This is a genomic window from Nostoc sp. UHCC 0302 (assembly GCF_038096175.1).
In the GTDB taxonomy this organism is placed as follows: domain Bacteria; phylum Cyanobacteriota; class Cyanobacteriia; order Cyanobacteriales; family Nostocaceae; genus UHCC-0302.
Genome location: NZ_CP151099.1, coordinates 2,746,451 through 2,759,858, shown reverse-complemented (window position 1 = coordinate 2,759,858; position 13,408 = coordinate 2,746,451). Strand labels below are relative to the sequence as shown.

Below are 13,408 nucleotides of genomic sequence, written 5' to 3'. Positions count from 1 at the left end.
ATTATCCTGACTGATTTTCGCCCTCTTTGCAAAAAACTGGGATGCTCCCATTAATAATCCTGTAGGCTTTATTGCCGGAAATATTTTTCCAGCATTAGATTACCTCCAAGACATATTTAATTTACTTGATTTATATCAACAACAATATCCTCAGCCAGGTGCAATTATTGCAGATGAAATAGAAACAATTGATTTAGAATATGTAAAGGAAGATTTGCCAAAGCTAATTGCATCAATGAAATTGGGAATTAACCACATCCGTGATATTAGCACCAGCTTAAGAACATTTTCACGGGCAGATCAAGACTACAAAGTAGCTTTTAATATTCACGACGGTATTGATAGCGCCATCTTAATTTTGAAGCATCGCCTCAAACCAAATGAAACCCGTCCGGCAATTGAAGTGATTACTGAATAGGGTAATTTACCCCAGGTTGAATGCTTCCCAGGACAACTAAATCAAGTATTTATGAATCTGCTAGCTAATGCTATTGATGCACTGGAAGAATCCAATCAGGGACGTACTTTTCTACAGATTCAAGCTAATCCTAATTGGATCACAGTTAGAATGGCTCTGGAAGATAGCCACGTCAGAATTTGTATTGCTGATAATAGTATGGGGATAACTGAAGCTGTAAAACAGAGAGTTTTCGACCATCTATTTACGACCAAAAGTGTAGGTAAAGGTACGGGTTTGGGACTCGCGATCGCTCGTCAAATTGTGGTAGAAAAACATGGTGGTCAAATCATTGTGGAATCTGAGATTGGTCAATGCACAGAATTTACGATTTTCATACCTGTCAAAGGTTATTGCTTAATTACAGCAATTTGCATCAATTCTTCTCATTCACTTCCCGTTCACTCTGCGGATGAGCATTTTCGATATGCTCAATTAAGCTTTCAGCCATCTCAACAGCCACAATAATCAGTTGCTGTTCCATCTGTCCGTAACCCCCCTCACTACTGACTTGGGCATAAATGTGAGGGTTAGATAGCATCGCAGCCAGTAGTTGGGATGCAGTTTGTTTCAATTCATAGACTTGTAGATTCATGGAGCTACTTCCTCCAATTCAACATACAGCAGAATTCAGAAGTAAAACAATCTTTCTACCTAGCTTTGAGAGCTAGTTTGTGTACTGCACCAACTTGAAATCTGCTGTAAAAAATCAATCTTGGTAGTTCTAAATGCCAAGGGATAATGGTTGATAGTTATTTGCAGCTTTTGCAAGTAGGTTGTGAACTTCTTCATCAGTGGTTTGAGGAAAATCTTCATACCAGGAACCGACACTATAGAAGGGGCTGGGTGTCGAAATACAAACGACTTCATCTACCTCATTTGCCAACAGTTTGCAAGTTTCGGGTGCGGCGATTGGTACAGCAATAACAATCCGAGCAGGTTGCTGTTTTTGCACAGCTACCACAGCAGCCCACATAGTTGCACCTGTTGCCAAACCATCATCTACCAAGATTACGGTGCGTCCCTGTAAATCTGTATCAGGGCGATCGCCCCGATACAGCCGTTCCCGTCGCTCTAGTTCCCGTTCTTCCTGAACTGCAATCCTGGCAATGACTTCATCGGAGATATTGATCTCGCTAATAATACTTTCATTGAGTATCCGCACACCACCGGAGGCGATCGCTCCCATTGCTAACTCTTCTTGATCGGGTACACCCAGTTTACGTACCACAAGAATATTTAAGGGAGCATTTAGCGCTTTGGCAACTTCAAAGGCTACGGGTACGCCACCTCTTGGCAGCCCTAATACCAACACATCTGAACGATTAGCATAAGTTTCTAACTCCTTAGCCAAAGATTGACCCGCTAAACTTCGGTTTTTAAATCGCATGGTGTGACGCTCCTGATAGTTTCTCAGAAAAATTAAGTATTTACACGCATTCGCCCTTGGCTTCCTGCCTCAAACAATGGATCAAAGTCTGATGGCAATTGAGAGCGAATATCACTAATTTCACCAGGGCTAACTGCCTCAGTTAATACCTCAATGACCACACGAGCATGATGAATAGCATCTGGAAGCTCTATACCTTCTCGTTGACTAACTAGCTGAAAAAATTCATCTAGTGAGAAACGTGTTCCAGAGCCTGCGTATTCGTGTTGTAAATATTGTGCAATGCCTCTTGGAAGCTGAGCAGCGGCGTTGAAAGGCTCACGTCCGGCTAGGCGTTCAGCTAGGGTTTCTAAAGTCGCACGGGTTGCAACTTCTGCATCTCCCCGTGAACTCAGGTGAGCGCGATTTTGCACCTGTCCAATAAACTCATCGTGTTGCATTTTTCCTCCAGATTTGTCTTGATGTTTGACTTGTTCTGGTCACTAAACTTTTTGCAGAAGAAGTAAAAAGATAAACTCAAAGACCCTACCTTCTGGAGATTGGAGATCAAAGCAAGGGTATAGAATTTTTCATTAGCCCATTCTCAAAAAGATTGCAAAAGTTATTGGTGCAAGAAGTCTATTAATCTCAGTAATCAATTTTTGCCACTTTTTTACTCTTCTGGACTGATCTTAGAAAGTTACAAATTTCGTGTCCTCTGACTTACGGGGCGACATCTCCAATCTCCAAATCTACCTAATGGATGAATTAGTCTAAATCGCCCTAATTTTTACATCTTACGTAAATCAAGTTGATTTTTTTTCTGCAACACAAAGATGTGCGATCGCGCTGAGTCCTGTTAGCCTCGAATCAGAATTTCGGAGGGTTCCCCCGCCCTTAAAAAGTAACGTCAGACGACTGTGAATCGGTTTGCCTTGGTCTTTGCCAGGAGAAGAAAGTCTGGTGAGGCCCCCTCTCCCTTTGGGAAGACCTTACTGCCTCAAGAATTACGAATTGATATTAGATATACGAGTCATTTCAAATAATTGTTGGGCATTACTTCCTAAAAAAGCATCAAAAAGCATCTGCTTTCCTGGTACTACTTCCACTTGATAGCGCTGGGCAATTTCATAATAGGCGTAAGTCCAAGGAATTTGAATTTCTGCGCCAGTAATATCATCTAAAACTATTACCATCTCGGTTACTGCTTGAGTTGCTGTTTGACGCAAACCACAAGCCACATTTCCTTCGATTTCTACTTTCATCGGTACACCCAGGTTAGCCAAACCACGAGCAGTAGTATCTATATCTGGGTACGCGGATGTGTTTTGGCGGTTGACATAGCCGGTGAAGTGGTTGACTGCGTAACCATGCAGCAATACCCAAGCACCATACTGAGTCACCTGATTTACCTCTTCGACTACAGAATGCTGTGGAGGTTGCCAAGGGCGGGTGAAGACTTTTTGGAGCTGTTGAGCAATACTTTGAGTGTTCCCCTCTTGTTTTAAAAGCGAAGTTAGGGGATAGGTTAATTCGCATCTGTTTAAAGATACGGTTTTAGAAATCAGTTCGACAACCCTAGCAGGTAATTCATCTACAATCAACTCGCTGATAAACAACTTTGGCAAGTTAAATTCTTCTTGCTGAGGATGACGATAATGACGGGCGTACAGATGCGTTTGAGCAAAAGTATACTCTCCGGCCACCACGTAACCCAAAGCTTCAACAAGTTGTCCAAGGTAATCAATTCCCAAGCTAAGTTGGTCCTGTGGGCTATCTACTAATAGACGCAAAGAGCGGAAGGCAATGTGGTCATTAGCGACAGTCCCACCCGCAAGATTAATCATTTGCTGATAGGTACGGGCATGGCTGACTCTGGCGCTGTATTCTTGCCAAAGCAATTCCCACAAATGAATAGCAACTTCAGGTCTCATAAGTTATTTGTATAAATTTATTTATACTTTGCAATAATTGATAATCAACTTTTGAATCGATAAAAATTCTAATTTAACGAGAGCTTAGAGATGGTCTACTAATATCTTGCATCATTCTCAATAACCGTAGGTTATGGCATTTTGGCATTGCTGGGTAAAGATATGAATTTGTATCACGCAGAGCCGCAGAGGCACAGAGAATAAGAGTTTGAGAGATTGAATTTTTGACTTTCATACTCAAATTCAGCAACGCCACCATTTTTATAAATATTTATAACAAATAAAATAAAAAGTCGGATTTATGTATGCAATTTTTTAACTAACCATGCTAAAGCAGCATTAATATCTGTGACTTGCTCTCCTTCTGGTGTCGCGGGACGACTTACCATTACAACTTGCATTCCAAGTTCCCGCGCCGCAAGAATCTTGGCATAAGTTGCATCACCGCCACTATTTTTGCTGACAATGGTGTCAATTTTGTGGTGAATCAGGATTTCTCGCTCATTGTTCAGGGAAAAAGGGCCGCGATCGCACAATATTATCCCTGGTGGAACCAAAGCATCATGATCAGGCGGTTCAATCATCCGCATCAGAAACCAAATTTCCTTTAAGTGTGCGAAGGCGGCAAGTTCTTGCCTACCAATTGTCAAAAACACCCGTTGTGACTCTTTTTGCAAAACTGCGGCTGCGGCTGCAACACTGTCAACTTCAATCCAGCGATCGTCACTGGATTTCTCCCAAGTGGGACGGATCAACATCAGGCGGGATACTCCGGCTTTGGTGGCAGCAGCTGCTGCGTTGAAAGAAATCTGGCTAGCAAAAGGATGGGTAGCATCAATTAGTAAGTCGATTTTCATTTGATGAAGGTAGTTAGCCAGTCCAGCGACACCACCGAAGCTTCCAATTCGCAGATCGCCTAGCGGCAGTGATGGCTCGCTGGTGCGGCCTGCTAAAGATGTGATTGCCTCTACTCCTTGGATAGTCGCCACTCTGGCAGCCAGTTCTGCGGCATCTCCCGTCCCACCCAGAATCAACACACGCATCATAATGTTTTCTCTGCGTTCTACTAAAGCTATGCAAAAGCCTTAGCTTAGATTTCTCTCTGCTTCCTTGACGGATGATTAAATTTCTATCGTGCTAACTTTCTCTACAGATAAAGATGGAATCTTTGCCAAAATCCCCTTTTTCAGAGGTTCAGGTCGCTCTGACCAAGGCAGTAAACCATCAGAGTGGGCATAGTATTTACTAGCACACTCCAGCACAGCAGCTGCACTGCAATCAACAGCTAAATCGCCAAAGAGATATGTTAATTTACCTTTAGCAGCAAAGGCGACGACACATGAACGATTACAAGCACTCATACATTCAACTTCCTGAATTGGGAATTCTTCTCTTAACTCCCAATCTTGTGCAAGGTGCTGAAGCTGCTGTAGTAATTTTTCACCACCACTTTCACCTAAGCGTTTTCCATCTTGCCAAACGCTAGCACAGGTTTTACAAACAAATAGAGTATGAGCGGCGATACTAAAGGAATTAAGAGCAGTCATCTGTACCTCGCAGATATGTAAAACCGATTCAGTCTACTTCGGTGGGCATCCTGACTCACTCAATTTAAGATTTTGAATTACTTCTACCAATTTTCCGTAAAATTGCACTTAATTATTACTCTTCTTCCTTGGCGTATTTTACGCTTCGTTTAATAAATATCTAAGTGCATTTTCATAGAGAATTGATATTATTTCGCTAACTCAAATCTCAAAATGGTTCACAGTTGCGGGACAGCGCCGGATTCACACCGAACTTTCCCCGTTACCTCTAGTGGCTGATCCCCACCAGAACCGAATAACCTTTTTGATCATACACTAGTGTCTTCTAGGAAGAGTTGAGTCATTGGGAATTGGTTATTTGTCATCGGTCATCGGTCATTTGTCAGTAGTTATTATCCCTCTCTCTCCTGCTTCCCCTGCTCCCTCTGCTTCCCCTGCTCCTCCTGCTCCCCTGCCTTCCTCTCTTTGCGTCCCACGTCCTCTTCACCGCAAATAACTGGCTCCATTCACATCTACAATAGTACCCGTGAGATATTCAGCACCCTCAGAAGCTAGGAAAAGAACGGTATGCGCCACATCCTCTGGAGAAGCTACACGATTTAAAGGGCTTTGCTGACGAATTGCTTCACCCGCAGGACTTTCCAAAATAGCACGAGTCATATCAGTTGCTACCCAACCAGGAGCTACGGCCGTCACAAAAATGTTATGGGGAGCTAAATGCTGCGCGAGAGACTGGCTAAAGGCATTCAGACCGGCTTTACTAGCTGCGTAAGCTGTAGCTGTAGGCTCGCCCCGAAATGCACCACGAGAAGTCACATTAATAATTCGTCCGCTACGGCGTTCAATCATGTGTTTCGCAACACAGTAAGATACATTGACTGCACCGAGTAAGTTTACATCAATAGTCTGTTGCCAAGCGGCTTGCCAGTCTTGATAACTGGTTTGATTAAGGGGATGCTCTTGATAAATACCAGCGTTATTCACTAAAACATCTATTTTTTTTAATTGAGCGATCGCTTGCTGTACCAGTTGCTCCACAGCAAAAGCATCAGCAAGATCAGCCTGCACCAAAATGTGACCTTTACCTGCCAAAGATTCCCTCACTTCCTCAGCAACTTGCTGCTGCTGATGGTAATGAACTGCAACAGTAGCACCAGCTTGGGCAAAAGCAGTTGCGATCGCTTTTCCGATTCCTCGCGAAGCACCTGTAACCAACACAGTTTTTCCTGGAAAATTGAAATTGAGCATAATAGCTAATAAACTCCCCAAGGATTTGCTGCTAAAGAGAGGTGAATCTAAACAATATTGAATATTAAGTATATGGGGAAATTTTGCCTCAGCCTTGCTTAACAACTGTCGCTGTCCATTTCGACAAAACAAAGCATGAAAATCTTTTTCCCCACTTCTTAATCCCTATTTTGAGATAAGTAGGAATCGACTGTAAAAAATTCTTGACCCTTGCCAAACAGTAATTAAAATCTCAAACCAACACCACCTTGCACAGAAATAGCTGTACTACCACTATCACGGTAAGCATCAAAAGCAATGATAGCGTTGCCAAAAATAACCGTATTGCTATTTGGCACTATATAGTCAACTCCGGGTTGTAAGGCAAAACTAATTTTGTCGCCTACAGGAGAAGAGTCACCACCACCAGCTAATACCAACCCAGCTCCCAAGTAGGCATCAGTTTGCCAGTTGAGGGGAACATCATAAGAAACCGTTGGTACAACTGCCGTATTCCGACCTATTAACGCTTGAGCGCGGAAAGAAATCGGTGATTCTAGAACCTTGTAGCGGGCGGCTAAAACCCCCCCGATTTGGATACCGTCAGTAATACCAACTGTTGGCCCTATACCAATATAGCTACCATATGCTACTTGAGCTTGTGCTGCTTGAGTCATAGCCATACACAGAACTGAACTAGCTCCTAGCACTGAAGCCAAATACAAAAGATGTTTCATTACCCGACTCCTCACACCATCTTAGATTTTGTCATTTATCATTAGGGATTGAGAGTCAGAAGTCAGAAGTCAGAAATCAGAAGATAGTAATTATTTTGTTAATCTCCCCCTTGTCTCCTTGTCCCCCTGCTCCCCTGCCCCCTGCTCTCCTCCCATTCTACGGGCAACGGCGATGAATGCCTCCTTGAGTACAAATGTAAGCCAATTGTTTGGCATCTAAATTTTTGGCTTGAGAAAAATCAACTCCTTGTACTACAGCAGACTGTGAACCTGTATCTGGCGTTTGGACAAATTGATCCGCTGGATCTTGTTTGCTAGGGGCGAGAATTGTCCCCTGAAAATCAGCTCCTGCTACATTTGCCCCCCGTAAATCTGCTAGGCTGAGGTCGGCATTCCGCAAGTTGGCATTTTCCAGTTGGGCTGAGCGCAAAACAGCACCAGTCAGACGAGTGGCGCTCAGGTTAACATTGCTGAGATTGGCGTGTTCTAAATCCGCTCCTGAGAGGTCTGCTCCTTGCCAATCGGTTTTAGTTAAGTTGGCATAGGACAATTGTGTTCCTATGGCAATCACACGACCTAAACGAGCAGCATACAGATTGGCTTCGTTCAATTTGGCATCACCTAAATCAGCTCCTGTTAAGCTGGCATTTTCCAAGACTGCGCCACGCATATCGGCTCCGACTAGCTGGGCGCTGCTGAGGTTAGCACCAAATAGACGTGCATCAGCTAAGTTGGCTCTGTTGAGGGTAGCACGACTCAAATCGGTACGGTTCATTAAGACGCGGCTCAAGTTAGCATCAGTGAGATTAGCTTGCTGCAACTGAGCTTGGCTCAAATCAGCGGTTACATCGTCGAAGGTATCCCAGCGTCCATCTTCACCCACACTACGGAAGCGGCTACCTTTAAAACTGCCTTGGTTGAGATTAGCAGACTTGAACTTAATTCCTGATAAGTCAACGTTGTCTAGTACCAAGTTGAATAAGGAATTTCCTGTTGTGCCGCTTTGACCTAATTGAACGCGACTGAGATCAATACCCTCGTTAGTTTTACTGCTATGAACAGACAGAATCTTATTGATTGTCTGCTGGTTCATTTGTAGCCGCTTTTGCCGCACTTCCCGTTCTGGGGATGCCTTGCTTCCCGCAGATTCCAGTTCACCAACGAGAAACTGATTCTTGTTTTTTAATTCTGGGATGGCTTTAGGCCCAGCACTTGCCAAAGCTTGTTGAATTGTATCCTGGAGGGTAGGGTTAGTTTCACTAACTTGGAGATCCGCAAGAAACTGGATTGCTTGTGGGTCATCGAGACTGCCCATAGCCAGAATTGCACCCTGGCGTTCCTCATTAGTAGCGCCAGAGTTGGGACTTAACTGTTTTACAAGTGCGAGAAACTGTTGGCTGTGAATTTGCTTGGTTGTCCGCTGGGTTTGCTGGGTTTGAATGTACACTTGAGTGCCTATTAAAGTAGCTAACACAGCAGTCATACTCACCAAGGCTACGCCAAACAAGGTTAGATTCGGATTTTGCTGTATCCGCCGCCAGAGGTTCGGGGATGGGGAGGTTTCTGTGGCTGTTGGTGCGGTAGCTAGTTCCTCATTTCCTTCCTGCCATTCCTCTGGTTGATTACTTCTATTAGGCTGACTTTGCCTGTCACCACCCAAAGCTGAGGACGCTAAGGGGCGAGTTGCATCTATGGCGTAAGTCCCTGCCAAGTGATCGTGCAGTGCACGTCGCCCTCGACGCGACTGCGAGCCGATACTTTCTCCCAGTACCATCAGCACGGCGAGAAATGTGAACAACTCTAGATTAGGAAAAGCAAAGCTGTAGCGCCACAGCAGATAGGCGATGGAGATTGGCACACTCCAACGACCAACTCCTTCTCGCACCACCGCTGCACCCAAACCAGGCGGTTTTCCTTGTTCATTCACAACCCGGACACGAAACCGACGCTTGGGAATTGTGCTACCAGTTTTAGCTAGTAAATATAATTGCCACCATGAAAGAGTTACAGGTGCAAATAGAGCTACTGTCCACAAGATATTAGTCGGCCATGCCACGTAACGGATGCCATAGCTGACAGGTACAGCCAAAGGTCTAGCGATCGCTCTTTCTGCTACTACTAGCATGGGGTTTAGCGGTACGCGGTTGAGATCGCTTCTAGAATTGGCATATACACCAAGCCCAAAAGGAATCAATCCACTGGTAACCACTAGTGTAATTTCAGCTGCCCAAGCAGCAAATCGCCTAGTTGCTAACGGCAGCGATTTGGTTGTTCCTGTTTCTTTTGACCGACTAGAATCATCGCTACCTCTCCTCACAATTGGGGTCGTCATCGCATACTTTCCTTTGACTTTAATTTCTATACCTATTGGCGTTGTTAAAAAATTAGACTATTGCTTACGTTGAATCTTATTAGACACTAAAAATTTGTATCCAAGATACACTAACAATGCCAACACTGCCAGACTAATAACAGATGCAACCAGTTTAAAGACTGCTTGCAGGATCGCAAACCCCAATATTACTGCCACACCAGAAAACACCAGCTTTTTCGTTCCAGATAAGCTGTTGAACCAAAGCCGAACTCGCTCTAAGTGCAAGTTAAAGTCAGCAAACCCCGACTGGGGTGTCTGTTTTTGTTCTTGTGCTTGAGAAACCTCCCCAGGCGAGGTATTAATCTCTGCCTCTAGCTTTTGGAGGCGACGCTGCAAGTCTTCTTCTCTTTGGGGATTCATTAATCTTTTCTACCTCTGCTAGAACACTTATTCAATAACAGGCTAGCCAAATCGTATTTTTGACGCTTGTCTTAGTGATTTTAGCTAATTCATAGCTGTACGAAACCTTTGTAGGCAAGGAAAAATCATGTTTTTATTTTGTTGTCTTTCAAAGGTCGCGATCGCCTAATGGTGATCAAGCATAGAAAACTGGGATGACATTTGTCCTTATTCTCAGCCCGATATTTTTTAATATTTACTCATATGGCGATTAAGTAAAAACAATAAAGATATATACGATACCTTTCGGAACAAAGCCGGATTGATGTCGTCTATAAATTTATAACTATATATAACAATTATGATTGCTCTAGAAACAGTCGGGAGCATTAATTAAAATGAAGGCGCTGAGGCTATTTACATTTGTTCCCGTGACTTTGGTGATTAGTTTACTTCTCACAGAAGCTAACCTAGCACAGAAATCAACTGTACAAATTAATCGTAGTTTTAAACCCGATCCCTTGGTCTTAGCTGGTATGTCTGGGGGATCAGTTGAAAGTAGCTGTGGCAATATTACTGCTGTACCCAATGAAGTTATCCAGGTTACAGAGTCACTACCTTACTTACGATTAACTGTTGAGAGTCAGGGACAGCCAACTTTATTAATAGACGGCCCTGGTGGACGCTTCTGCGTACTGGCAGATAAATACTCTGGAAGTAAGCCCGAACTTTCGGGTTACTGGAAAGCTGGAAAATATTTGTTATTTGTTGGTAATTCCCAAGGACAGCATAGCTATAAACTCTCAATTTCGCAACAAAGAGAATAGTTAATAAGTCCAAATTCTAATGTGCAAATCTTGACTCTTAAAAGCTACTTGACGCCAGTCCACTCAAATCGGGAGACCCCTTCGGGTGACGCTCGCTAACGCTGCGCTAACGCCAGTTGCCTACTCCGGGAAACCCTCCCGCAGCACTGGACTCACCGCCCACGCGGCTGGCTCTTCTACTTAGGGAAACGCCAGACGCTCCTTCGCGCTTCCCAGGCAAACGACTATCATCTTTGGCGTCTCGTCTCCCGTGAGGAGAAGACCCTTCGGGTGACGCTCCTGCGTCGCTCTAAGCGTTCGCGTTAGCGTCTCGTAGAGAAGCTATGCCGAAGGCTTTACGCTGCGCTAACGCCAGTTGCCTGACGCCACTTGCTCCACTTGGGGAGACCTCTACAGCCCTTCTCCTAAAGGAGACCAAGGCGAACGGGCATCCTACGGCAGGCGCTAGCCTCTCCCTTTGGGAGAAGACCGCAGTGGCTCACCTTGACTTTTGACTAATCTTCCAGTGATTTTGCTGGCACTTCGACTGCTTTGATGTCAATTGTGCCTTCTGGCGCGAAGCGCTGAAAATGACTATTTTTTACTAATAGCGACTCCCCACAGCTTGGACATTGTAACTGAGTGTTATTTAAACCTGTAAATTCATATGTACAAACGGGACATTGATCAGCAACCAAGTTGCGTTGTAACCACCAACGAAACCCAAAAAAGGCAATCACGGGTGCTAACAACAATAACCCGACAATAATTAATAACGAATTAACTAACCAACCCAAGCCCAATGAAGCCAGCAACCAAATAACTGCCAGCAGGGTGAGCCAAGGGCGGAGATTCAAAAGATTCAATTGAAATGACTTAAGGCTCATTTTTTAAATATCGTCCTGCTTTCCCTCTAGGATAGCGAGTTTAGCCAACAGTAGAGACGCTATTAATCAGCCAGTGCGTTGTGGGGGTTCCCACGCCACTTGCTTTAAGCCGGGGAACCGCTCCGGGTGACGCTCTCTGCGAGACGCTGCGCGAACGCAAGCTCGCTCTAAGCGTTCGCGTTAGCGTCTCGTAGAGAAGCCATGCCGAAGGCTTTACGCTACGCTAACGGCAGTCCACGACGCTCCTCCGTCGCTACCGCTGATGCTAACGGCGACAAAGCCCTTACGGGTGACGCTCGTGCCTCGCTCTAAGCGTTCGCGTTAGCGTCTCGTAGAGAAGCTATGCCGAAGGCTTTACGCTGCGCTAACAGCAGTCCCTCTACTTAGGGAGACCCCAAGATCGGGCTGCTTCACCGCACGTGTGGCTGCACTCCCCGTCCAACGCAGTGGCTCCCCGTTGTAGCAACTGGCGTCGCGTCTGTACAAGAGTCAAGAAATATTACTCTAGACTTAGGACAAAAGCAGCTTTTGTAAACGCTTTTGGAAAGCGTCCATACCGAAGAGTGCGATCGCCTGCTCTCGTAGCCACTGTCCATCACAACGCTGGTCATCTCCTTTGAGTATTTCAATACAAGCTGCTGCTACAGCATCAGGATCGCGGTGTGGTACTCGCCATCCTAGTTTACCATCCTGTAAGGGGTCAGCAGAACCATCGTCATCACCTGATAACACAGGCACTTGGCAAGCCATCGCTTCTAGATATACAATGCCGAAGCCTTCTTGAGAAGGCATAATATAGGCATCAGCAAGGCGATAATGTTCCATCAATTTTTCTGTAGGAACGAAACCAGCGAAGACAACGCGATCGCTTACACCTAAATATGCAGCTAGTTGAGCTAATCGCGGTTGATCATCACCGCGACCAATTACCAAGTATTTTACTTCTGGAAAAAACTGGGCGATTTTTGGTAAAGCCCGAATTGTCATATCTACACCCTTGTAGATATCCCCTGACCACAGCCGCGCTACTGTCATTAACACCTTGGCATCAGTTAAACCATACTTCTCAACTAATTCTGGCTGCTTAGAACCTGGAGTAAATTTATCTCCATCAATAGCACAAGGAACCATCTGTATAATCTTGGGGTCTAGACCATTGACAGCACAAGCGCGATCGCGACTGTAACGACTAATTACCCAAATTGCTGATGCTGATCTCAATGCCCGACATTCTTGTTTTTTGAGCGGTTCCCAGACTTCCTTGCCGTAAGTTAGCACGGTGTAGGGAATACCCAAAGGCTGGCAGAGGGTTTGTATTAAGACTGCTAGGTTAATATGACCGCAAAAAACTTGCTGAGGACGGCTTTGTAACAGACATTTGAGCAAAGCCGCTGCCATTTTGAGTCTACCCAGTTGGGGAGACTGATGTTGAAAGTAATGAAATTTTAAATTTTGGGACTCAAAAAGATTTGAGCAGTCAGGACTATCTCTGAGCAAAAAGACTTCCGCCTTGTAGGTTGGGTTCACTCCTTGATATGCGCGAAAAATATCTTTGACGTAGGATTGAATACCACCTTCGCGAGCGAAAATTTCTAAGAACACGAAGACATGGTTAACTTTTTTGTGAGATTTATTACCTAAATTTAGGTTTTCTACCACTGTAATGCTCAGTATGTTGGGTTATTTAGGTTCGCGGTCATGCTGCGCTATTGCTCTTAAACTTTCTTCAAA

Annotated in this window: 12 protein-coding genes, 1 pseudogene and 1 riboswitch; of the genes and pseudogenes, 2 read left to right on the top strand and 11 right to left on the bottom strand. The window is 44.6% G+C overall.

Features of this window, described 5'->3' with window-relative positions; genetic code table 11:
• Window positions 1-49 precede the first annotated feature (49 nt).
• Window positions 50-925 (top strand): annotated as a pseudogene (locus WKK05_RS11470) (ATP-binding protein); the annotation flags it as partial.
• Window positions 926-1,181: 256 nt separating this feature from the next.
• On the opposite strand, the gene WKK05_RS11465 reads toward WKK05_RS11470, so the two are convergent.
• The 9 genes from WKK05_RS11465 to WKK05_RS11425 form a co-directional block, all read right to left on the bottom strand.
• On the bottom strand, window positions 1,182-1,847 hold the full coding sequence (locus WKK05_RS11465) for a phosphoribosyltransferase (protein WP_341529845.1): 666 nt from the start codon (window positions 1,845-1,847) through the stop codon (window positions 1,182-1,184).
• 32 nt (window positions 1,848-1,879) lie between these two features.
• Complete coding sequence (locus tag WKK05_RS11460) at window positions 1,880-2,287, bottom strand: DUF2267 domain-containing protein (protein ID WP_341529844.1); 408 nt, start codon at window positions 2,285-2,287, stop codon at window positions 1,880-1,882.
• 546 nt (window positions 2,288-2,833) lie between these two features.
• Window positions 2,834-3,760, bottom strand: coding sequence for a DUF1338 domain-containing protein (locus tag WKK05_RS11455; protein WP_341529843.1), 927 nt, complete (start codon window positions 3,758-3,760; stop codon window positions 2,834-2,836).
• A 299-nt stretch (window positions 3,761-4,059) separates the two neighbouring features.
• Window positions 4,060-4,803 carry a cobalt-precorrin-6A reductase gene (locus WKK05_RS11450; RefSeq protein ID WP_341531069.1) on the bottom strand — a complete coding sequence of 248 codons (744 nt, stop codon included), beginning with the start codon at window positions 4,801-4,803 and terminating at the stop codon, window positions 4,060-4,062.
• Between the two features lie 78 nt (window positions 4,804-4,881).
• Window positions 4,882-5,307, bottom strand: coding sequence for a DUF1636 family protein (locus WKK05_RS11445; protein WP_341529842.1), 426 nt, complete (start codon window positions 5,305-5,307; stop codon window positions 4,882-4,884).
• A 22-nt stretch (window positions 5,308-5,329) separates the two neighbouring features.
• Window positions 5,330-5,618, bottom strand: a riboswitch (cobalamin riboswitch).
• 172 nt (window positions 5,619-5,790) lie between these two features.
• A complete protein-coding gene (locus WKK05_RS11440; RefSeq protein ID WP_341529841.1) occupies window positions 5,791-6,555 on the bottom strand; it encodes an SDR family NAD(P)-dependent oxidoreductase in 765 nt (254 codons plus the stop codon).
• Between the two features lie 224 nt (window positions 6,556-6,779).
• Entirely contained in the window at window positions 6,780-7,271 is a 492-nt protein-coding gene (locus WKK05_RS11435; RefSeq protein WP_341529840.1) for a hypothetical protein, read from the bottom strand.
• A gap of 157 nt (window positions 7,272-7,428) precedes the next feature.
• Window positions 7,429-9,603, bottom strand: coding sequence for a pentapeptide repeat-containing protein (locus tag WKK05_RS11430; protein ID WP_341529839.1), 2,175 nt, complete (start codon window positions 9,601-9,603; stop codon window positions 7,429-7,431).
• A 57-nt stretch (window positions 9,604-9,660) separates the two neighbouring features.
• Entirely contained in the window at window positions 9,661-10,005 is a 345-nt protein-coding gene (locus WKK05_RS11425) for a hypothetical protein (protein ID WP_341529838.1), read from the bottom strand.
• 377 nt (window positions 10,006-10,382) lie between these two features.
• Here WKK05_RS11425 and WKK05_RS11420 point away from each other — a divergent pair, with 377 nt between their 5' ends.
• Window positions 10,383-10,811: a hypothetical protein gene (locus WKK05_RS11420; protein ID WP_341529837.1), complete on the top strand. Its 429-nt coding sequence runs from the start codon at window positions 10,383-10,385 to the stop codon at window positions 10,809-10,811.
• Window positions 10,812-11,305: 494 nt separating this feature from the next.
• On the opposite strand, the gene WKK05_RS11415 is transcribed toward WKK05_RS11420, so the two are convergent.
• A complete protein-coding gene (locus WKK05_RS11415; protein WP_341529836.1) occupies window positions 11,306-11,677 on the bottom strand; it encodes a hypothetical protein in 372 nt (123 codons plus the stop codon).
• Window positions 11,678-12,187: 510 nt separating this feature from the next.
• Window positions 12,188-13,348: a glycosyltransferase gene (locus WKK05_RS11410; protein WP_341531068.1), complete on the bottom strand. Its 1,161-nt coding sequence runs from the start codon at window positions 13,346-13,348 to the stop codon at window positions 12,188-12,190.
• Window positions 13,349-13,408: the final 60 nt, after the last annotated feature.